Origin of the sequence: Oleiharenicola lentus, assembly GCF_051660365.1 — a bacterium.
Taxonomy (GTDB): Bacteria; Verrucomicrobiota; Verrucomicrobiia; order Opitutales; family Opitutaceae; genus Lacunisphaera; species Lacunisphaera lenta_A.
On record NZ_JBOZXB010000002.1, the window covers coordinates 909,479 to 930,386 of the forward strand.

Annotated in this window: 17 protein-coding genes; 6 read left to right on the forward strand and 11 right to left on the reverse strand. The window is 58.4% G+C overall.

The window, feature by feature from the left end; all coding sequences use genetic code 11:
• Positions 1–100 precede the first annotated feature (100 nt).
• Positions 101–3,997, reverse strand: coding sequence for a chromosome segregation protein SMC (gene smc / locus ACRRQW_RS18740; RefSeq protein WP_438483151.1), 3,897 nt, complete (start codon positions 3,995–3,997; stop codon positions 101–103).
• Between the two features lie 336 nt (positions 3,998–4,333).
• Between smc and ACRRQW_RS18745 the strand changes: the two genes are divergently transcribed.
• Positions 4,334–4,987, forward strand: coding sequence for a hypothetical protein (locus ACRRQW_RS18745; protein WP_438483152.1), 654 nt, complete (start codon positions 4,334–4,336; stop codon positions 4,985–4,987).
• A gap of 234 nt (positions 4,988–5,221) precedes the next feature.
• On the opposite strand, the gene ACRRQW_RS18750 is transcribed toward ACRRQW_RS18745, so the two are convergent.
• Positions 5,222–5,890 carry a PIN domain-containing protein gene (locus ACRRQW_RS18750; RefSeq protein ID WP_438483153.1) on the reverse strand — a complete coding sequence of 223 codons (669 nt, stop codon included), beginning with the start codon at positions 5,888–5,890 and terminating at the stop codon, positions 5,222–5,224.
• Between the two features lie 280 nt (positions 5,891–6,170).
• Positions 6,171–6,806, reverse strand: a complete 636-nt coding sequence (locus ACRRQW_RS18755) for a hypothetical protein (RefSeq protein ID WP_438483154.1) — start codon at positions 6,804–6,806, stop codon at positions 6,171–6,173.
• 220 nt (positions 6,807–7,026) lie between these two features.
• Here ACRRQW_RS18755 and ACRRQW_RS18760 point away from each other — a divergent pair, with 220 nt between their 5' ends.
• The 3 genes from ACRRQW_RS18760 (at position 7,027) to ACRRQW_RS18770 (ending at position 9,460) form a co-directional block, all read left to right on the forward strand.
• Positions 7,027–7,695 carry a metallophosphoesterase gene (locus tag ACRRQW_RS18760; RefSeq protein WP_438483155.1) on the forward strand — a complete coding sequence of 223 codons (669 nt, stop codon included), beginning with the start codon at positions 7,027–7,029 and terminating at the stop codon, positions 7,693–7,695.
• 216 nt (positions 7,696–7,911) lie between these two features.
• Positions 7,912–8,451, forward strand: a complete 540-nt coding sequence (locus tag ACRRQW_RS18765) for an isochorismatase family protein (RefSeq protein WP_438483156.1) — start codon at positions 7,912–7,914, stop codon at positions 8,449–8,451.
• Positions 8,444–9,460 (forward strand): 3'-5' exoribonuclease YhaM family protein, encoded by a 1,017-nt coding sequence (locus tag ACRRQW_RS18770; RefSeq protein WP_438483157.1) that lies wholly within the window; start codon positions 8,444–8,446, stop codon positions 9,458–9,460. The genes ACRRQW_RS18765 and ACRRQW_RS18770 overlap by 8 nt, the downstream gene beginning before the upstream one ends.
• A gap of 38 nt (positions 9,461–9,498) precedes the next feature.
• Here ACRRQW_RS18770 and ACRRQW_RS18775 read toward each other — a convergent pair whose 3' ends face one another.
• From ACRRQW_RS18775 to coaE, 7 genes are all read right to left on the reverse strand, one after another.
• On the reverse strand, positions 9,499–9,885 hold the full coding sequence (locus tag ACRRQW_RS18775) for a PGPGW domain-containing protein (protein WP_438483158.1): 387 nt from the start codon (positions 9,883–9,885) through the stop codon (positions 9,499–9,501).
• 130 nt (positions 9,886–10,015) lie between these two features.
• Positions 10,016–11,281 carry a type II secretion system F family protein gene (locus tag ACRRQW_RS18780; protein ID WP_438483159.1) on the reverse strand — a complete coding sequence of 422 codons (1,266 nt, stop codon included), beginning with the start codon at positions 11,279–11,281 and terminating at the stop codon, positions 10,016–10,018.
• Between the two features lies 1 nt (position 11,282).
• Positions 11,283–12,977: a GspE/PulE family protein gene (locus ACRRQW_RS18785; protein WP_438483160.1), complete on the reverse strand. Its 1,695-nt coding sequence runs from the start codon at positions 12,975–12,977 to the stop codon at positions 11,283–11,285.
• Between the two features lie 14 nt (positions 12,978–12,991).
• Positions 12,992–14,074, reverse strand: a complete 1,083-nt coding sequence (locus tag ACRRQW_RS18790) for a type IV pilus twitching motility protein PilT (protein WP_438483161.1) — start codon at positions 14,072–14,074, stop codon at positions 12,992–12,994.
• Positions 14,075–14,109: 35 nt separating this feature from the next.
• Positions 14,110–15,858 (reverse strand): GspE/PulE family protein, encoded by a 1,749-nt coding sequence (locus ACRRQW_RS18795; protein WP_438483162.1) that lies wholly within the window; start codon positions 15,856–15,858, stop codon positions 14,110–14,112.
• 22 nt (positions 15,859–15,880) lie between these two features.
• Positions 15,881–17,995, reverse strand: a complete 2,115-nt coding sequence (rho, locus tag ACRRQW_RS18800; protein ID WP_438483163.1) for a transcription termination factor Rho — start codon at positions 17,993–17,995, stop codon at positions 15,881–15,883.
• Complete coding sequence (coaE, locus tag ACRRQW_RS18805) at positions 17,979–18,620, reverse strand: dephospho-CoA kinase (RefSeq protein WP_438483164.1); 642 nt, start codon at positions 18,618–18,620, stop codon at positions 17,979–17,981. Before coaE ends, rho begins: the two co-directional genes overlap by 17 nt.
• A 66-nt stretch (positions 18,621–18,686) precedes the next feature.
• On the opposite strand from coaE, the gene ACRRQW_RS18810 reads away from it, so the two are divergent.
• Positions 18,687–19,547: a hypothetical protein gene (locus ACRRQW_RS18810; RefSeq protein ID WP_438483165.1), complete on the forward strand. Its 861-nt coding sequence runs from the start codon at positions 18,687–18,689 to the stop codon at positions 19,545–19,547.
• Positions 19,548–19,710: 163 nt separating this feature from the next.
• A complete protein-coding gene (locus ACRRQW_RS18815; protein WP_438483166.1) occupies positions 19,711–20,475 on the forward strand; it encodes a recombinase family protein in 765 nt (254 codons plus the stop codon).
• Here ACRRQW_RS18815 and ACRRQW_RS18820 read toward each other — a convergent pair.
• Positions 20,358–20,891 carry a recombinase family protein gene (locus ACRRQW_RS18820; RefSeq protein ID WP_438483167.1) on the reverse strand — a complete coding sequence of 178 codons (534 nt, stop codon included), beginning with the start codon at positions 20,889–20,891 and terminating at the stop codon, positions 20,358–20,360. The two genes, ACRRQW_RS18815 and ACRRQW_RS18820, sit on opposite strands and share 118 nt — an antisense overlap.
• Between the last annotated feature and the right edge of the window lie 17 nt (positions 20,892–20,908).

A 20,908-nucleotide genomic window follows, 5' to 3' on the forward strand; every position in this document is an offset into this window, starting at 1 on the left:
TTCTTCAGGTGGGCGCCGGCTTCGCACCGGCGACTGGCTGCGCGTGGGCTAAGGCGTCGGTGCGGAGACCGACGCCCACCAGCAGGCACGACTCAGCCGATTACTCGGCCGTCGTCTGCATCTTCGCGTTGCGCACGGAATCGGCGATGGTCGTCGGGAGGACTTCGGCTTCGCCACGGTCCTTGTTGAACTTCATCGACACGGTCTTCGACACGCCTCGTTCCTGCATCGTCACACCGTAAAGCGCATCGGCGGCCGCCACTGTGCTCTTGTTGTGCGTGATGATGATGAACTGCGACTCGCCGACGAACTGCTTCAAGAGATTCGTGAACCGGTGAATGTTCGACTCGTCGAGCGGCGCATCTAACTCGTCGAGCAAACAGAATGGCGACGGCTTCACCATGTAGAGCGCGAACAAGAGCGCGACTGCCGTGAGCGTCTTCTGTCCGCCGGAGAGCAGCGTAATGCCCTTCAACTTCGTGCCCGGAGGCTGCGCGACGATTTCAATGCCACTCTCAAGCGGATCGTCCGCCGAAATGAGTTCGATTTCCGCGCGGCCACCGCCGAAGAGAATATTAAAAGTGTAGGCGAAGTTTTTCTTAATTTGCTCGAAGGTGACTTTGAACTGCTCGAGCGATGTTTGGTTGATGTCGTCGATCGCCTTCAAGAGCGCCGCCTTCGCGTTCGTGAGATCGTCGTTCTGGGTCTTGAGGAAATCGAAGCGCTGGCGCAGTTCGGCGTATTCCTCGATGGCGACGAGATTGACCGCGCCCATGTTCGCGATGCGTTGGCGCAGCGCGTCGACCTCGGCCTTAACGTCTTCCCACTTTGTGGAATCAAGTGCAGCCAGATCGGCTTCGGTCGGCTCGCCCTTGTTTTCCTTTTTCTTTTTGCGCTTCGGCTTGGCCGCCTCGGCAGCTTCACCTTCAGCCGGCGCAGTTTCCGGCTGCGCGCCATCGACCACCGCCACTTCGCCTTCCGGCAGAGCACTGACTACGGACGGCTGGCTGCTCGGCAACGCCGGCACCGCGGCCACGGGCGCACCGCCGGTCTCGTCATCTTCGTCCAAATCCAACTCCTTCATGCCTTCCGGCTCGTCGTCGGAACGCCACATCAGCTGACGCCAGTCCTGCGTGGAAACATCGGTTTGGAACTCACGAGTAACTTCCTCGACGAGGAATTGCACCCGGGCGCCGGTCTCGGCCATACGCACTTCATGACGGGCGAGTTCGGTCTGCGAAGTTTCGGCTTCGACGCGGATGTCGACCATACCGTTTTCAACGGAGCTCAATTCGCGCTCCACTTCGGAGAGTTCGTTGCGGACTTGTTCGACACTTTGTTGAGCGATGCCGAGGGTCGTCTGAATTTCTTCCGCGCGGGCGCGCTGGCCGTCGGACTCCTGTTCAAGCGTCGCGACGAGTTCAGACCAGCTTTCGATCTCGATCTGGCGCTGCGTGAGCAAGTCTTCGAGTTGGGCGCGGCGGCGCTCCATTTCCGTGAGGCCGCGATCAAGCACTTCAACTTTCTGGCGGCGCTCGGCGAGTTCGAGGCGGGCAGTCGAAAGCGATTCACGCTGTTCGTCACGCGCCTGGCGCTTCGTGACGATCGTGGTTTCGAGCTCGGTAATTTTCTTTTTGTGCTGATCGACGTTCGTTTCGGCAATGGCGAGTTGGCCCTGTGCTTTCGAGAGGCGGGCGAGCGCTTCGTCATGCTCGCGTTGGAGCGCACCGAGGTCGTGCTCCATGCGCGTGAGCTTGCTCATCGCGTCTTCCACGTTGCGCTGCGCGCCTTTTTCCTCGGCGTTGATCGCGGCGACGAGTTGGGAATTTTGCAGCACTTCCTTGCGCTTCTCTTCGAGCGTCGTCTCGGCGTGATTGAGCTTGTTGTTGATGTCGTCGATCAACGCGCGTTGCTCGTCGTGCGCGGCTTGCTCGGTGACAACGGCCTTGCCGGTCTCGCGCAAATCAACCTCGCGCTGCACGATGCTGTTGGCCGGCTTCTTGTGATGGCCGCCGTAAATCAAACCGCGACGGTCGACGAGATCGCCCTTCGGCGTCGCGACCATGAGGAAGCTGAACGTGGGATTCGTCTTCCAGAATTCGAGGAACGCGCCGAGGTCATCCGCGAGATAGCATGCGGACAGCACGCTCGCGGCGGGATGCGATGGCTCGAGATTCGCGACCGCGTCAGTGGCCGGCTTCAGGCCTGCGGGAAGTTCGCTCGCCGGCGTGCCCTGCCCGCTGACTCCGGACACTTGCAGACACACGCTGCCGATCTGCTCGTTTTCCAACTGCGCCAAAATCCGTTGTGCCGTGGCGACGTCGGCCACGGAGATCGCTTCGACGGACGAGCCGAGCAGCGCTTCAAGCGCCTTGGCGTATTCCGCGCGGACTTCGAGCCCCTGCGTGATCGGCGTAAATTTTTGTTCGCCTTCCGCCGGGGCGATCCGGCCGGACAAGAGTGCCTTGGCACCTTCGCCGAAACCTTCCCACTTTTCCTGCAACTGACGCAGCAGGTTCAAGCGGGCGGTCTTTTGCGCGAGGCCGCGATCGATTTCCTGCAGCTTGCGCTGCGCTTCGCGGAATTGCGTGGTGTAAGTCTGCAGGTCGGCCTGCGCGGTCTGCGCTTCGCTGTTGGCGCGGCCTTGATTCATGCGCGCTTCTTCCGCGCGGGCGCGAATTGACGCGATGGCTTCGATGGCCGCGTCGACGTTCTGACGGGCTTCGCTCAACTCCTGCGTGAGCTGGTCGTAACGGTTCTGACTCGTGCGGGCGTCGACTTCGAGGCTGGAGCTCTCGGTGCGATGACGCGCGACGGCGCTCTCGAATTGCAACAGGTGAAACTTGTCCTGGCTGATCTGCTGTTCGGCGCGCGACAGCTCGCCTTCCAACACTGAAAGCTCGCGATTGCGATCCTGGAACACCGCGTCGGAGCTGCCGAGCAACCCAAGTTGTGTCTGCTTGTCCTGCGCGCCGGAGTCGACTTGCGAGGCGAGCTCGCGGAGCTGCATTTCAAGTTCGGTGAGATTGCTGCGACCGGTCTCGAGGCGCTCAGTGAGATTGGTGCGCTTGACTTGCGCCATGTTCGCGGAGTTCTCCGCCTGCTCGCGTTGCGAACGTAGATCGAAGACCGCTTGCTGCGCGTCCTGCACGCGTTGCGTGAGGTGATTACGGAGCACGCGACCTTCATTGAGTTTCGTGCTGCGTTCATCGAGCAACGTGCGGCGCGTCTCGGACTCGCTGCGAAGCGAAGTCACACGGCCTTCGAGGTCGGAGAGAATCGTGCTGAGCTGCTTGTGTTGAAAACTACTGTGCGCGAGCGCGAGGTGGCGCAGGCGGAAGCTGAGGCGTTTGTAACGCATCGCTTTCGCGGCCTGACGTTTCAACGAACCGATCTGGCGCGCGACTTCACTGATGACGTCGGACACGCGCGCGAGATTCTGATCGGTGAGCGCGAGTTTGTTGAGGGCTTCGCGGCGCTGGCTCTTGTATTTCGTGATGCCGGCGGCTTCTTCGAACACCACGCGGCGTTCCTCAGGCTTCGACGAAAGAATCTGGTCGATCTGGCCCTGCGCCATGATCGAGTAACTCGTCCGGCCCACGCCGGTATCCATGAAAAGCTTGTGGATGTCTTTCAACCGACACGGCTGACCGTTGAAATAATACTCGCCGCCGCCATCGCGATTCACGCGACGCATGATCTCGATCTCGTGGAATTCGCTGCCGAGCTGTTTTTCACAATCGGTCAAAAGCAGCGCCACTTCGGAAAACTGCGAAGCCTTGCGCGTATCGGCACCTTCGAAAATGACGTCCTGCATCTTACCGCCGCGAAGGGCCTTGGCACTTTGCTCACCGAGCACCCAGCGGATCGCGTCGGCGATGTTACTCTTACCGCAGCCGTTGGGCCCGACGATGGCCGTCACACCGGGCTCGAAGCTGAGGGTGGTATTGTCTGCGAAACTTTTGAAGCCGTGAAGCTTTAGGGCCTTGAGATGCATGAAACTTGGAAGGGAAAACTAGACGGCTCGCATTTACGCGGTGCAACGGAAAAAACATGTTTTCTCCTCTGAAAAAAGCCGCGATTCCGGCGTTTTTTAGCTGGCCAAAGCTTGCGGCACCCCCAACCCGCCGAAGCCATTGATTTTATCTGGAAATCAGGAACGCATGAACGATCGGCATAAGGCACGGAAGGCCTCGCCCGCCGTGAATTGAACCGCACGCCTCCCTTGCGTTCCCCGCGTGCCTCTGCACCCTTCACGCAACCCCACGTCCCCCACCCGCATCACAACGCGCCATCGTCGCGCCTGTGCGGATCACTCATCCCATCCTCTTTTATGTCCCAAGATCCCAACGCCGAATTCGACCACACTATCCTCGATAAAATCGAACTCAGCCCCATCGGCGCGTTGCCCATGACGCCTGCCTACCAGGATGCGTTGAAACGCCTTTACGCCGCCCGACAAGTTTACGCCAGCGCCAATCACAAGGGTGGCCACGTCACCGCCCGCTCGCTGACGAGCTTGCCGTCCTTCTACGCCAACAATCTCGACGCCTTGATCGCCGGCGAGATCACCGACGACGCTCTCGAATCCAGCGCGAGCATCTACGACCGTTACGTGCAATCGCTCTCCACCGACCAACGCACCCGCGCCGAAGCCAACCGCCTCGCCGTCATCGGCAAGACCGCCCACCACCGCGCGAAACACGGCGTCGCCGCGATTCACGATCCGATGCACACGCTCTTCCTGGTTCCCGGTGCCGGCCCGAATCCTGGCCTGCCCGGCAACTACCTGCACGGTTCCGTTTTCCACCTCGGCCCCGACGCCGACACCGGTTCTTGGATCGTGCAAGTCCACGACAGCCTCGATGCCTTCTGCGAATTCAAAACGCCCACTCTCCCCGACGCTTTGGCAAAATTACAGGAAGTCATCGCCAGCGCCCCGTTTCATTTAAACGAACTCACCGGCCTCGACTTCGAAGTGAAGTGAGCAATCTCGGAGGCGCTCACCGCGCGCGCAGGTAATTTTAATTGGAAATCAGGAAAACAGGAACGAGCCACTGGAGCATTTGAAAGAAATTCTTGAGATACGAATTCCACGAGGGCTCATCAGGACCCAAGGACCAGAGTCGCACGTTCCACCCGGGGCTTGTCACTGCGAGGAAGAGTCGCGACGAAGCAATCCAACGATTAGCTCAACGTGATTACGCTCCTCTCGACTCACTCACGCGTAATCAATCCGCCCTTGTGCATCGATGGTCAGCGTGCCTTCGACCTTCAACGTTTCCAGCACGGCTTCCACCGCCGCGGTCGTCGAAGTTTTCCCCAACGCGTTTTTGATGTGCGCGAGCATCTTGCCCAGTGTCGCCGGGCGCGCGAGGTTCTCGCGATTGCGCAATCGCGCCAAAATCTGCGCAGGCCGATCTCCCGCATTGCGTTTGGGCGAAACTAACGCGGGCACCGTGGTCGCCGCTGCCGCTTTCTTGGCCGCCGGCTTAGCCACTTTTTTTGCCGGCGTCGCCACCACGGTCGCTTTCTTCGGACGATCGAAACACGGCACCTCCGCAAACGCATCGACGCGCCCCGCGTTTACGCCGTTTAGTTTTACATGATCGAGCATCGGCTCGAAATCTTTGTCTTTCGACACCACGCAGAACTGCGCGTCCGGCGTCCGCTGCGCAGCGCGGCCCAGATAATACGCGAGCGTCATATCCAGCGCATTGCGCCCCGATCCCGCGAGCTCAACCAGCTCCACTTGAGCCGCGAATTGGTGAATCTGCTTCACCAGGCTAACCTCCAGTTTTTTCTGGTTCTTCCCAATCAACAACGTCACATGCACCGTCTTCCCGGCCACGAGCGAGAGATCGACGTCCGACACATTCTCAAAATCCACGAAAACAAAGTGCGCGAAAGGGGCAGGCGTAGTCGTGATCACAACTTGTTGTGCACCTCTACGCGCTCCGCTTCAAGCGTGGGAAACGGATTCTTGGATTGGGGCCAGCGAAGCAATAGACGTGGAAATCAAGAAAGCAGGAACGCCCGCCACACCCATTGCACTCATAACGCGAATTTGTGGTAGGGCCTGATCGCCCAGCTGACTTTACTGATTCGTGTATCCCTAATCGAAGCGTTCCGCCGTCGCCAAGCCGTTGGCGATCAGGCAAGCCTCTCGCCTACGAAGCTGACGGTTGATCGCTGACTGCGGATGGCTCGGCTGCCGCGATAACGGCAGCGGGCGCGGTCGCCTCTGGCTTCTTCTTGCCGGTGCCGACGAGGACGCCGAGGTGTTCTTGGATTTTCTGGAAGAACTCGACGTTGAGATCACCGATGGGAACTTCGTAGCGATTGTGCGTGCCACGGTGTTCGTAAACGGTGCGCAGGCCATCAGCGCTTTTGCCGATGGGTTTGATCGCCCGTTTGCGCTCCAGCATGAGCGCGAGGAATTGCAGCATCGGCGTGTTGGTGGCGTCGGCCTCGGGATCGCGCTCCATCGGCGGCAGTTCACCCTCGGCGAGGGTGTTTTGATACCCTTCGGACGGCGGCGCGAGGGAAAGGAAAAGATTTTCCGAGGTGAGCTTGAGCGTTTGGGCGGAGTTTTCCTCGGCCTTGCGGTGCTTGAAACCGACCGTCCAGCGGCAAAACACGAACGCGGGCGGCATGAAGCGACCATCCTCTTCGAGAGCGACGTCACGGCGGATGACTTCGCCGTTGGCCTCGCGCACGAGATAACTGACGACGCGATCGTTCTCCTGGAACTCGCGTCCACTGACGAAGCATTTGGTGGCAATTGCGTGAAGATTTAACTCCATGGGCGTTTTCTTGTTTACCCTCGCGGGGAGCGAACGCTAGCAAAATTCAGTGCTCGTCGAGAGACACGAATTCCACAAATTTCACCAAGGAACCTGACTTGCGCATCGATCATCTGTCCACCCTGGGCGCGTTCGAGAAATCGAACCTACGTTCAACCTATCGAAAACTCACTGACCGAGGCCAATTCCTGCGATTCGTGAAATTTGTGTCTCTGAATTCATGAAAGGCCGCCTCATCGCCATCGGGGACATTCATGGCTGCCACAAGGAATTTGCGGACCTGCTCGACAAGCTCGAATTGGCGAAAGACGACCGCGTCGTGCTGCTCGGCGATCTGATCAGCCGCGGGCCGGACAGTGGCAAAGTCGTCGAACTCGCCCGCGAATACGCGACCGCCTCGCTGCTCGGGAATCACGAACTGCGTCATCTCAACTACCGCCGCACCGACGATCCCAGCCACCTGAAGAAATACGATTACGAGACGATGAAGCAGTTGCGCAGCAAAGACTGGGACTATCTCGAGTCGATGAAGCTGACTTACGAAGACGAAGATCTCGGCGTTGTTTTGGTGCACGGTGGATTTTTGCCCGACCGCCCGTGGCAAAAACAACCGGCTCGCGTTGTCACGCGCATCCAGGTCGTCGACAAAGACGGCGAGCCCCGCAAACGTTCCGAAGCCCCCAACGCCCCGCACTGGTCGGAGTTGTGGACACGCGCGCCGTTCGTCGTTTACGGACACACGCCGCGACCGGAGATTTCGCGCACGAAATGGACGCTCGGCATCGACACGTCGTGCGTGCTCGGCGGTGCGCTGACCGCGTATGTGTTGCCCGAGAAAAAAATCGTGCAGGTAAAGGCGCGGGAGAAATATTTTAATCCGGGAAAGTGATCGCGTTTCGAAAGGTTCGGACAGAGACACGAATCGCACGAATTTTCACGAAGCAGATAAGGTTTGAATCTGGAGCTCAGGAAAGCAGGAAACAACCGAGGCAATTGGACAGGTCGGCGGCTTACCTGCATTCCAGTCAGGATCTAGCTGCCGACTGCTTCTCTATTCAATTCGTGACGTTTCGTGAGATTCGTGTCTCTCATCTGACTCGTCGCCATGAACGCTCCTCTCCTCCTTTGCATCGATTTGCAGCCCGTGTTTCTCGCGGCAATTTGCGATAGCCAGCGCGTGCATTGGCGGTGCGCGTTTGCGTTGGAAGCGGCGAAGGGTTTCGGCCTGCCGGTGGTGTTCACCGAACAAGTGCCCGATAAACTCGGCCACACCGCCGAAGAGTTGCTCGGCGCGGGCGGCCCGCCCCATGTGTTCGCGAAAAATGCTTTCTCGGCATTGGCCGACCCGGCAATCGCGAACGCACTGACGCAAAGCGGCGCGAAACACCTTTTGATTTGCGGCATTGAGACACCGATCTGCGTGTATCAAACCGCGCGCGACGCGCTCGCAGCCAGCTACGAGGTAACCGTGCTTTCAGACTGCATCGGCGCTCGTCGGCGCGACGATGCGGAGGTGGTGCTGGCGCAGTTGCGTCACGCGGGCTGCAACGTGTTGCCCGCCGAAAGTATTTTCTACGCCTTGCTGCGCGATACGAAACACCCTTTCTTCCGGGCCTACACTCAACTCGTTAAAAAGTATGGCTGACATCTCCACCCCGTTTACCGTTCGCGACATCAAGGCGCTCGACCGCACCGGCGGCGACACTTTCACGAGTGTGCTGCTCATTCGGAAACTCGCGGAGCGTCCGACGAAAACCGGCAATACGTTTCTCGCGGTCGAACTCGGCGACAAGACCGGCTCGTTTACCTGCAATTGCTTTAGCGACAATCCCGCCTACGAATTTTTCAAAGCCCTCAAGGAAGGCGACATCGTGCGCATCGAAGCGAAGGTCGACTATTATCAAAGCCGGCTCTCGCCGAAGTTGCTTCGCGCGGAGCCGTTGTCTCAGGAACAACTCGCGGGTTCGCCGCTGATGGCCAATCTCGTGGAAACCGCGCCGGAGGACGCCGATTCACTGTGGCTGGAGTTCCAAGGTTTCATCGCCGGCATCGGCAACGCGGAATTGCGAGCGACGATGCAAGCGTTGTTCGAAGACATCGGTGACCAATTTCGCATCGCGCCCGCTGCCGTTTCCATGCACCACGCGTATCGTCACGGGTTGCTCGAACACACCGTGCACATGGCGCGCGCTTGCAAGGCGCTCCTCCTACTCTATCCGGAAGTGCACGCGGATCTCGCGATGGCCGGAGTGCTCGCGCACGACACGGGCAAAGTGATCGAGTATCAAGGCGACCTCGTGCCCGGCAAAAGCCGGCGCGGCATTCTGCAAGGCCACGTCGTGCTCGGGTATCAACTCGTGCGCAAAGCCGGCATGAAAGTGAAATTGTCCTCCGAGTTGCTCGAACGTCTCGAACACATCGTGCTCAGTCACCAAGGCGAACTTGAATGGGGCGCCGCCGTGATCGCCGCCACGCCCGAAGCGGTTTTCGTGGCGAAGATCGACGACCTCGATGCCAAGATGGGCATGGTGCAACGCCTGCTCCGCCAAGCGGGTGAGAACGATGAATTCTCCGATCGTCACCTGGGCCTGAATTCGCAACTGTTGTTGCGCCCGCCGGGTGGGAATCCGTCACCGGCTGCAGCCTCGAGCTAATTCAGCTACGAACTCAGACGCCTTGTGCGGGCGGGGCGTCACTTCGCCATCAGTTGATACATGCCGAATGCCGCCGCGCCGGCCACGCCGGCGGCAAGAGTCACGACGGCGATCTTTCCGGCCAGCGGTATTTTTGTCCAATGACGCATGCCCCATTTCCACCAGGCACGCAGCCTCACTTCCGTCCAGTCGAGAAACCGCGCCACAAGTTTTGATTCCGAGGCAAGCAAGCCGCCCGCAATGAAGAAAAACAAAATCGCCGGGCCGGGGATAAACACCAGCAGGACGCCCACCGCGAGCGCACCCGCCGCCACGATGAGTCGAACAATCCGGAAAATGTGCTGCGTCCAGCTGCCGTCCTTGCGCGCCTTCTTCGCAGAGGCGTAACGATTCTTGAAACGGCTCCCTGGGGAGCCTCGTTTCATGGCGTTCCATTCGCGGGTGAGCGCATTGGGCATGCGCTCATGACAAGGGCCGGCGCGTTTCGTTTCAACGACGTGCTTATCGGATAAATTACCAGCGCGCAGGCCGGAAGACTCTGAGCTTGGTCAGCACTCAGGTCAGCAATTGCACGATGCGGATGATCGGCAGGAACAGTGCGATCACGATCGTGCCGACGACCACCGCGAGAAACAGGATGAGGATCGGCTCAATCATCGAACTCAGGCCCGCGACGGCCGTGTCGACTTCGTCTTCATAAATGTCGGCAACCTTGTTCAGCATTTCCGGCAACTGGCCGGTATGTTCACCCACATCGATCATACTCGTGACCATCGGCGGAAATACACCCGTCGCTTCGAGCGGCCGCGCGACCGACGAACCTTCTTTCACGCAGTCATGCACCTCGGTGATGGCATCAGCCACACAAGTGTTGCCGCAAGTATCGCGCGTAATCAGCAGCGCCTGCAAAATTGGGACGCCGCTCGCGAGCAACGTCCCCAACGTGCGCCCGAAACGCGCCACGATCCCTTTTAGAAAAAGCGTTCCGAAAAGCGGCGCCTTGATCATCCACGTATCGATCATGCGCGCGCCGCGAGGAGATTTTGAGAAAACGTTGAACCCGATCCACGCTGCCACGGCCACACCGATCGAGATGAGATAATGCTTCTGCACGAAATCACTGATGGTCAGCACCGCTTGCGTGAGCGTGGGCAAGGGTGCGCCTTTCAATAGGTCGGCGAAGATTTGTTTAAATTTCGGCACGACGAAAACGAGCAAGCCGACGAGAATGATCACAGCGACTGACATCACGATGATCGGATACATCATCGCTGCTTTGATTTTTCCGCGCAGCTGCAAGCTCTTCTCCTGAAACCGCGCGAGGCGATCCAGCACGACATCGAGCACGCCGCTCGCCTCGCCGGCTTTGACCATGTTGATGTAGAGTCGGTCGAAAATTTTTGGATGCTGCGCCATCGCCTCAGAAAGCGTGCCGCCGGATTTTATCGTCTCGCCCAGCGCTTCCGTGATCCGACGAAAGGCCTGATTCCGCTCCTGACGCGCGAGCACCTCTAATCCACGCAGCAGCGGCATGCCGGCTTTCAACAGCGTGGCAAGTTGCCGCGTGAAGCCCGCCAATTCCTTCGCGCTGACCCCGCGGCCAAACGAGAAACTTATCTCGCGCTGCAAGCCCTTGCCCGCGGACTTTGACTTAGTTTCAAGCCGCTTCACCGGCGGCGCCACCTTTGCCGGCGCGACGTCGGTGGGGAAAAGCCCCTGTCCGCGCAACACACTCACGGCGCTTTTCGAATCGGATGCTTCGAGCAAACCGGATTTCTCCGAGCCGCGGGTGTCGACGGCAGTGTATGCGAAACGCGGCATGTCAGGTGTATTTGAAGACTTCTTCGAGTGTGGTATCGCCTGCGAGCGCGGCTTTCAGCCCCGCCGCACGCAGAGAAATCATGCCTGCCTCCATGGCTTTTTGCCGCAACGCCACCAGAGATGCGCCCTGCACCACCAATTCACGCAACGGTTCGGTCATGCGCAAGAACTCGAAAATTCCCAAGCGTCCCTTGTAGCCAGTATCGTGACACGTGGCGCAGCCGGCGCCGTAGTAAAACAGTCTATTCTTCACGGAAGCCGAATCGATCCCGGCTTGGCGGAGCAGCGCTTCAGCGGGTTCATAGGCGGTTTTGCACGCGGTGCACACGCGACGCACCAAGCGTTGCGCGAGCACCGCTTCGAGAGTCGAAGCGAGCAGAAACGGCTCGATGCCCATGTCGGTCAACCGCGTGACGGCACCGGCTGCGTCGTTCGTGTGCAGCGTGCTCAGCACCAAGTGCCCGGTGAGCGCTGCTTGAATCGAAATCTGCGCCGTTTCGAGATCGCGGATTTCACCGACCATTACAATGTCGGGATCCTGGCGAAGGAATGTGCGCAGCGCGCGCGCGAAATCCAGGCCCGCGGTCATGTTCACCGGCACCTGCATCACGCCGTCGATTTCGTATTCCACCGGGTCTTCGACCGTAAGCAGTTTTGAATCGATCGTGTTGAGCTCCTTGAGGCAGCTGTAGAGCGTAGTCGTTTTACCCGAGCCAGTCGGGCCGGTGACGATAAAAATCCCATTCGGTCGGCGAATGATTTCCTCAACGCCGGCCTTAATCTCCTCGGGCAAACCAATTTGTTTTAGCGCCAGCTGCACAGCCGACTGATCGAGCACGCGCAACACCACGCTCTCGCCAAATTGCGTGGGCAACGTCGACACGCGCAAATCCACGGCGCGCCCGCTGAGGTTAAGCTTGATGCGCCCGTCTTGCGGGAGTCGGCGCTCGGCGATATTGAGATTCGCGAGGACTTTGATGCGCGAAATGATCGGCAGTGCGAGATTCTTGGGCGGTGGCGACATTTCGTAGAGCGCGCCGTCGATGCGGTAACGAATTTTGAAATCGTGCTCGAAAGGCTCGAAATGGACGTCGGACGCCTTGTCACGAATCGCCTGGCCGAGCACGAGGTTCACGAAACGGATGATCGGGGTCTGACCGGCCAGTTGCTCGATATCATTTTCCGTGAGCGTCTCGCCATCGCCGGGGTCTGCAGTGCCGGCTTGAAGTTCATTCAGCGCGTCGTCGAGCGAGATGTCGTCTTCGCCATAGTGCTGCTTAATGAGCGCCTGCACGCGATCGGGATCGGCGACGTTTACGCGCACATCGCGTTCCAGCGCAAAGGTCAGGTCGTTTATCAAATTCGGGTTGAACGGATCGACGGCGAGCAAAGAAACAGAAAATCCGTCCACCGAGAGCGGCGCGACGCCGTAAGTGCGCGCCATGTTACTCGCGACCAATGCGACCGCATCAGCTGGCAGTGCAATGGGAACCTCCTCCGCATAACCGCAGCCGAGATATTCAGCGACGGCCTGCAGCAACGCAGGTTTCTCGATCAACCCAAGGTCGAGCAGCGTAGTCGCGAATGGTTTTCCCGTAGTCTGATGTTGGTCGAAGGCACTTTGCAAAGCTACCGCTTCGACTTGCCGACGTTCGGTCAACAAATCGAAAACGGCCCGATCATGTCCTTCGAACATTAATCTCTAGATCGCTACACTTGATGTAATTTATAGCCCATGCTCGTGAGTTTTTCGCGCATGGCAACGGGCTCTTGGGATTTTTCGAGTGCCTCGTCGGGTTCGATCAACTCGCGATTCACGAGGCTCATCAAATGCGTATCGAGCGTGATCATGCCGAGCGCCGCGCCCGTTTGAATGTCAGAGGGAATACGGAACGTCTTGTTGTCGCGGATCAGTGAGCCGATCGACGACGTGTTGACCATAATCTCGTAGGCGGCAATGCGCCCGCCGGTTTTCTTTTTGCAGAGCGTCTGGGAAATGACCGCGATAATTGAAGTCGAGAGCTGCATGCGAATCATCTCCTTCATCGTCGCCGGAAACGCATCGACGATACGATCAACCGTCTTCGCGGCACTGTTCGTGTGCAGCGTGCCGAATACCAAGTGGCCCGTCTCGGCGGCGCTGATGGCGGCTTCAATCGTTTCTAAGTCGCGCAATTCGCCCACGAGAATCACGTCGGGATCCTGACGCAACGCGCGCTTGATCGCCTCCGCAAAACTCGGGACGTCGCTGCCAACTTCGCGCTGCGTAACGACGCATTTTTTGTGCGGATGATAATACTCGATCGGATCCTCGATGGTGATGATGTGACCGTCGCGGTGTTCGTTGATGTAGTTCACCATCGAGGCGAGCGTCGTGGATTTGCCGGAACCCGTCGGACCAGTAACGAGGAACAATCCGCGAGGACGATAGAGCAGCTCCTTGATTTTGTCCGGCATGCCGATCTGGCGGAGATCGAAGAGCTGATTGGGAATCTGGCGGAGCACGAGGCCGTAGTTGCCCTTCGATTTCAGCACGCTAACGCGGAAGCGCGCTTTTTCGCCGTAAGCGAATCCGAAATCGGTGCCGCCGTTGAGCTTCACGTTCTGGATGTGATTATCGGGCGTGATCGAAAGCATGAGTTTCTCGGTGTCCTCCGGCTTTAACTCAGGACCGTCGATCGGCGTCATGCTGCCGCGCAGGCGCAGACAAGGCGGCACGCCGACCTGCAAGTGCAAATCGGAACTCTTCTGGTCGACGACCAGCTCGAGAAGATCGTTCATTTCGTAACTCATGCGGTGGGTGGGTTAAAATTGGGTGGGCTGAAAAATCAAAGTTCGTCGCCGACAGTGACGGAGACAACTTCTTCGATTGTCGTCATCCCGGCGAGCACTTTGCGCACGCCGTCCTCGCGCATGGTGCGCATGCCGTCGGCCCGCGCGCGTTGCCGCAGGCGTGAGGAGCTGACGTTATCGTAGATCATGCCGCGAATGTCGTCGTTGATGCGAAAAAGTTCAAAAATTCCCATGCGCCCCGTGTAGCCCGTGCCGTGACATTTCGCGCAACCGGCACCATGCGCGAACTGCGCGCCCGCCAGCTGCGCCGGCGTCAGCCCGAGGGCGTGAAGCTCGCGCGTCGACGGCGTGTAGGCGCGTCGGCAATGCGGGCAATTCCGCCGCACGAGCCGCTGCGCCATCGCCGCGCGCAACGACGCAGCCACGAGAAATGGTTTTGCGCCAATGTCGATAAGGCGCGTCACGGCGGACGGGGCGTCATTCGTGTGCAGCGTGCTAAACACCATGTGCCCGGTGAGAGACGCGTTGATCGCGATCTCAGCGGTTTCCATGTCGCGGATTTCACCGACCATCACGATGTTCGGCGCCTGCCGCAGCATCGCGCGTAACGCCGCGGCGAACGTCATGCCGATGCTCGTGTTCACGGGCACTTGGTTGATACCGGAAAGTTGATACTCCACCGGCTCTTCCACCGTGATGATTTTCCGGTCGGGCTGATTCAGGTGATGCAACGACGCATAGAGTGTGGTCGTTTTGCCCGAACCGGTCGGGCCAGTAACGAGCATGATGCCGTCGGGCGACGCGATGAGTTGCTCAAACTCTTTTTGATCGTCGGGCAGGAATCCGAGTTCGGGCATGCCGAGTTTCAGTCCTTCCTTGTCGAGAATACGCATCACGATGCTTTCGCCGTGCGCGGTGGGTAGCGACGACACGCGCAAATCGAGCGTGCGGTGGCCGACGTCGACTTGGATGCGACCATCCTGCGGCACACGTTTTTCAGCGATGCTGATGTTCGCCATGATTTTCAGGCGGGAGATGATCGCCAGTTGCAGTCGCTTTGGCGGCGCATCGACTTCGAGTAACACGCCATCAATCCGGTAACGCACACGAAAACGGCGTTCGAGCGGTTCGAGGTGGATGTCGGACGCACGGCGCTGGATGGCTTCGTTGATGATGCCGTGCACGAGTTTGATGATCGGGGCGTCGCCTTCACTCGGCTGTCCGTCTTGTTCACCGACCACAGACGTCGGCGTGGCGGCGGCAACACGGTAACCGGTTGCTTTGGCGGAAACGCCATCGGAGTTCGCCAGCAATTCGTCCACATCGGTCAATTCGCGTCCATAAAAGCGCGTGATCGCGCGGCTGATTTCATCTGAAGAAGCAAGCGCGAGTTGGATTTCTCCGCCCGCGACGTAACTCAGTCCGTCAATCGCATCCACTGCGATGGGGTCGCTCACGGCGACGCGTAGGATGCCGTTTTCACGCGCGTAAGGAATCACGCGATGCTCTTGCACGAACGAGCGAGGCACGGCGGCCAGCACTTCGCGCGGAATTTGCAGAGTGCCGAGCGTGACGTAAGGCATTCCAAATTCTTCCGCTACGGCACGAACGAGCGCGTCGACATCCAGCGCACCGTCGCCGATCAAAATCTCGGTGATACTCGGCGCCGCTTTGGTAAGATCAGTGTGCTCGGCTGCCTGGCGTTTGGCGGCGTCGAATCGATCGCGCTGGAGCAAGCCTCGCTCGAGCGCGATTTGGATTATGTAGTCGTCGGCGGTGATCACGTGAAGTGCCGACGAACCGGCATCAACGGTTGAGGCTCATTAAAAATTCCGCGTTGGTCTTGGTCTTCTTAAGGCGCCCGATGAGCATGTCCATCGAGTCGGCGGCCGGCACGCCTTGCATGGCGCGACGCAACGAATACACGCGCGTGAGTTCGTCGGGGTGATAGATGAGCTCTTCTTTGCGCGTGCCGGACTTGTCGATGTTGATTGCCGGGAAGATGCGCTTGTTGACGAGATCGCGGTCGAGGTGGAGCTCCATGTTACCGGTGCCCTTGAATTCCTCGAAGATAATTTCATCCATGCGGCTGCCGGTGTCGACGAGCGCGGTGCCCAAAATCGTAAGGCTGCCCGCGCCTTCGATGTTGCGCGCGGAACCGAAGAAGCGCTTCGGTTTTTGCAGCGCGTTGGCCTCGAGACCGCCGGACATGATTTTACCGGAGTTGCCCGCGAGCGCATTGTAAGCGCGCGCGAGACGCGTAATGGAATCGAGGAGAATGACGACGTGCTCGCCTTGTTCGACGAGACGACGGGCTTTTTCGATGACCATCTCGGCGCAATGCACGTGGCTCTCCGGCGTCTCGTCAAAGGTCGAGGAAACGACTTCGCCTTTGCAGTGGCGCTTGAAATCGGTGACTTCCTCGGGACGCTCGTCGACGAGAAGGATGATGAGTTTCGCGAACGGCGAATTGGCGACGATGGAGTTCGCCATATTTTGCATCAGCACCGTTTTGCCGGTGCGAGGCGGCGCGACGATCAAGCCGCGCTGGCCGAAGCCGACTGGCGTGATGATGTCGGTCATGCGCATCGACACGTCTTTTGCGCCTTCCTGCTCGAGCATGATCCGCTTGAGTGGATAATACGGCACGAGTTCCTCGAAGGGCTGCACCTTCGAAATTTCCTGTGGGTCTTTGCCCATCACTGTGCGAATCGCGACGACGGCCGGACAACGATCGTTGCCTTGCGGCGCTTGCAATTGGACTTCGACTTCGTGACCGCGACGCAGGCCGAGCTGCTTCACGAAAATTTCCGGAAGAAACGCATCTTCAGGATAAAGGCGGTAGTTCACGTCGTCGTGGACGACAAAAAACTGGTTGCGATCCGTCTGGTCGATGAAACCGCGATCATAGAGCGGAATCTTGTGTTCGTTGATCGCCGCGAAAATTTGCGTGATCAGCTGGCGGCGATTGGGCGCGCCTTCAAATTTAAGATCCTGCTGGCGTGCGAACGCGATCAGCTCGGAAAGATTGAGCGCGTAGAGTTTATTCAACCAGATCGGCTCGCGGGTGCCGCTGGAAATATCGGTCGCGACTTTCGCGACATCGTCGACATTTTGAAAACGCGCCGGATCGGGCAAGTCGCCGACATGCACGTATTCTTTTGGCGGTAACGGTTGCGGCGGGTGTTTTGGAGAGGGCTGGAAATTTTGATTTCCCCATTTGCCACCGCCACCACCGCCGCCTCCCTGACCACCCTGACCGCCGCGGAATTTATTGCCGCGTTCGCGATGACGCCGGCCAAATTTGCCGCCGCCGCCCTGTTGTTGGCCACCGTGTTGTTGGAAATGACCGCCGCCTTGCTGGCCGCCGTGACCGCCGCCGCCATGGGCGTTGCCGCCCCCTTGGTCTTGATGCGCTTGGTCATCGAAATGTTCGCCTTGATTCTGGCCTTGGGGTTTGTCGCGGCTTTCGTGGCCCTGATCGCGCGACTGCGCAGGTTCGCGCTGCGCATCATGGTTTTGATTACCACTTTGCTGGCCGGACTCGGCGTGCTCGGCGCGAGCTTTGGGCTCTTCCGCGAACGGAGATGGTTCAGGCACGTAAGGTTTTTGCGGCGGCGGCGTCTCGCGCTCGACTTCGCGAACGGGCTCCGGTTTCGGAGCGCGCTCGGGTTCGCGGGCCGGCGGCGGCGTGAAAGCGAGTTCAGGCGTGGCGTCGATTTTGGCTTTGGCGCGGCTGGGGCGTTTGGCGGGAGCTTTCGCCGGAGCGACACTCGCGGTTTCCGCGGCGGCGGTCGCCTTGGTGGCTTTTTTCGGGGCTCCGCGTGTGAGGCGGGAGCGCGTCGCGCGCTTGGGGGTCGACTCGGCGGAAGCACGGTCGGATTTGCTGTGATCCTCGTCGGATTTAGGGGGGACTGACATGAAGTGGGCCGGTTAACCGGGCGTGGTGGGATTTCAGGAGGCGATCTGCCAAGGCATTAACCTGTTCGCGCAAAAATTCGGGTGATCCGTCGTTAAGGAGAACGTGGTCTGCCAACTCGCACTTGCGGGCTAGCGGCAGTTGCCTGGCTAGGCGTTGGCGGGCCTGTTCTTGGGGAACTCCGCGCTGTTCCAACCGCCTTAGTTGAAGCTCGGACTGTGTGGTGACACAGACCGTGAAATCAAACCAATTTTGCATCCCCTTCTCAAACAACAGCGGAACCTCGGCAATAAACGCCTCGCCCGCCGCTTGGTCAAAAATCTCGCGCCAGCGCGCTCGCAGGAGCGGATGCAGCAGTTCCTCCAGCCAAGCGAGCGCTACGGGATCCTTGAAAACAATCGCCGCGAGCTGGTCGCGACGCACATGGCCGTCGGCGTTTATGACGGTTTCGCCAAACTTCGCGCGAATCGCCTCCCGCACCGCCGGACTGGGCAAAAGCTCTTCGCGCACGACTTGATCGGCATCGAGCCGCATGAAGCCACGCTCGGCAAACATTGCAGCCGCGGTGGATTTGCCTGTGCCCATGCCGCCGGTAAGGCCAATTCTAAGGTTGGTGTGATGAAGCATTAAACAGTGAATTTCAGACAATCCCCTTGCCGCATAGGTGATAAACCCTATGGTGACGCGCCAGTCATGGTCGCACCCCACGCAATCAATACGAGCAACCCTAAAGCGGTGGCCGATGCTGTCAAAGCTGCCTTTGCAGGAATTGGAGCGCGTGAGAGTTTTCCGTTAATCGACCGTTTGTTCAACGATGTCGTGGCGATGTTCGAAGGCCGTTTTCCCGGCTATCAAGGCATCGATATGAAATACCACGACCTTGAGCACACGTTGCAGGCCGTGCTGTGTCTGACCAATTTGCTCGAAGGGCGCCACCACAGCGGCGACCTGCCCGTGTTGACGCGCCGCGATTGGGAATTGGCTGTGACCGCCGCGCTGTTGCACGACACCGGCTACCTTAAAGAAACCGGTGACATAAATGGCACTGGTGCGAAATACACGTTTATCCACGAACGCCGGAGCTGTAATTTTGCCCGCAGCTATCTTCCGAAGCTGGGTGTCAGCTCCGTCGAGATTGCCGATGTGTGCGCCGCGATCATGTGCACCGGGCCGCAGGGAAAACTCAGCCAGGTCCCCTTCAATCGCGACGCTACTCGCATCGCCACATTCATGCTGGTGACGGCCGATTACCTCGCGCAGATGAGCGCGCCGGATTACGTGGACAGTCTCTCGGCGCTCTTCCGCGAATTCCAGGAAGCTTACGACTACGATCGCGTGCCCGTCTCCAAGCGGCAATTTGTGGACTTCGGACGCATGTTGGAAAATACCCCTGCGTTCTGGGCAAATTATGTGCGGCCAATGCTCGACTTCGAGGCGGGCGGCGTGCATCGCTACCTGTCGACAGCGGGCCAACCCAATCCTTATTTGCAAGCCGTTGAAACGAATCTCGTCGAGGTTCAGCGACGCCTGCAAGTGGGCGCGGGTCACACTTAATTCCCTCCAGTCCACTGTTCCATGTTAGCGATTATCGGCTCGGCAGCTTTGCTGGGCATCGATGCCGTGCCTGTCCAAGTTGAAGTCAACACAGGCGAATCCGGCGTTCCCAACCTCATACTTGTTGGCTTGTTTTAACCAATTTTCAAAGTAGTGCTCTCACATGCCCCGTTTGGCTTACTCTTACGTCCGCTACTCGACACTAGAACAAAAAAAAGGCGACAGTGCCACTAGGCAGATAGAGCTATCACGCGACTATTGCAAAACCCACGGTCTCATCCTCGATGAATCCTTGGTTGATGAGGGTGTTTCGGCCTACCGCGGTAAGAATGCAGCTACAGGCGCGCTCGGAAGCTTCTTGAGAGAAGTTAAAGCCGGACGAGTAGCGCGGGGCTCGTTTCTCTTGGTGGAGTCTTTAGACCGCCTATCTCGACAGGATATCGAAACAGCTCTCGGACAATTTCTCGCGATAGTGAAGTCAGGCATCACGATTGTGACCGTAACCGATGGAATGACCTACAAAACGGGTCATTTAAACATGAATGAGCTTATCATTTCGATTTCCGTAATGAGCCGTGCGCATGAGGAATCGAAAAGAAAGGCCGAACGAATCGCCGCAGCATGGATTCGAAAAAGAAAGAAAGCTCAAGTTGAGCGCCTCACCTCTCTTTGCCCCAAGTGGCTGGAGCCATCGGGAACCGCAGGAGTAAACGGCCTCGGGATGCCTGTGAGCATGTTGACCTTTTCGGCCTTTGGATACGTCGCGGACTGGTTCTACGAGAAATTCTCGCCGGAAAAAATTACGACAGACTATTTGCCGTCCAAAAAAGCAGTGTTCGAAAAGTGGGCAAATGGGACTCTGTTTGTTGACACTTCGGTTGTTGCTTTAAGGCGATTCGACTTCTTTCTGCTCTCCTCGTTGGCCTGAGCCATAATCATTATGCTCCCAATCAACTGGAAAGTGTTTCCCTTAACTGACTCCTCCGAATAGGTCTGCCCGTCCATTAAGGTAACAATTCGCACCCCTCGTTTTAGGATATCAGCGAACCGATTAAACGCCGTCATCGGGTCTTGACGACTTATGCGGTCAAGAGACTCGACAATCAGCGTTGAGCCTTTGGCTATTCGTCCGCTTTGAACTGCGGCGAGAAACCTACCTAAAGCGCCGTCTTCCGCATTTTTTCCCCTGAAGGCAGAGACGCCTAAGTCAGCAATTGGAGTTTCATCAAGCTCAAGCCCATGTTGAATAGCGTAAGCCTGAGATGACTCTTTTTGTCGCCTTAACGAGTCTCCCTTTATCTGGTCTGGAGTTGAAAATCGAACGTAGCTATAGGCTTTGCGCACGCCCCAGTGCTTAAAGA

Coding starts and splice junctions, on each gene's coding strand:
- ACRRQW_RS18755 (WP_438483154.1), bottom strand. CDS start 6,806: ATGGAGTTAAATCTTCACGCAATTGCCACCAAATGCTTCGTCAGTGGA.
- ACRRQW_RS18765 (WP_438483156.1), top strand. CDS start 7,912: ATGAACGCTCCTCTCCTCCTTTGCATCGATTTGCAGCCCGTGTTTCTC.
- rho (WP_438483163.1), bottom strand. CDS start 17,995: ATGTCAGTCCCCCCTAAATCCGACGAGGATCACAGCAAATCCGACCGT.
- ACRRQW_RS18745 (WP_438483152.1), top strand. CDS start 4,334: ATGTCCCAAGATCCCAACGCCGAATTCGACCACACTATCCTCGATAAA.
- ACRRQW_RS18810 (WP_438483165.1), top strand. CDS start 18,687: ATGGTCGCACCCCACGCAATCAATACGAGCAACCCTAAAGCGGTGGCC.
- ACRRQW_RS18770 (WP_438483157.1), top strand. CDS start 8,444: ATGGCTGACATCTCCACCCCGTTTACCGTTCGCGACATCAAGGCGCTC.
- smc (WP_438483151.1), bottom strand. CDS start 3,997: ATGCATCTCAAGGCCCTAAAGCTTCACGGCTTCAAAAGTTTCGCAGAC.
- ACRRQW_RS18815 (WP_438483166.1), top strand. CDS start 19,711: ATGCCCCGTTTGGCTTACTCTTACGTCCGCTACTCGACACTAGAACAA.
- ACRRQW_RS18760 (WP_438483155.1), top strand. CDS start 7,027: ATGAAAGGCCGCCTCATCGCCATCGGGGACATTCATGGCTGCCACAAG.
- coaE (WP_438483164.1), bottom strand. CDS start 18,620: ATGCTTCATCACACCAACCTTAGAATTGGCCTTACCGGCGGCATGGGC.
- ACRRQW_RS18775 (WP_438483158.1), bottom strand. CDS start 9,885: ATGAAACGAGGCTCCCCAGGGAGCCGTTTCAAGAATCGTTACGCCTCT.
- ACRRQW_RS18790 (WP_438483161.1), bottom strand. CDS start 14,074: ATGAGTTACGAAATGAACGATCTTCTCGAGCTGGTCGTCGACCAGAAG.
- ACRRQW_RS18785 (WP_438483160.1), bottom strand. CDS start 12,977: ATGTTCGAAGGACATGATCGGGCCGTTTTCGATTTGTTGACCGAACGT.
- ACRRQW_RS18780 (WP_438483159.1), bottom strand. CDS start 11,281: ATGCCGCGTTTCGCATACACTGCCGTCGACACCCGCGGCTCGGAGAAA.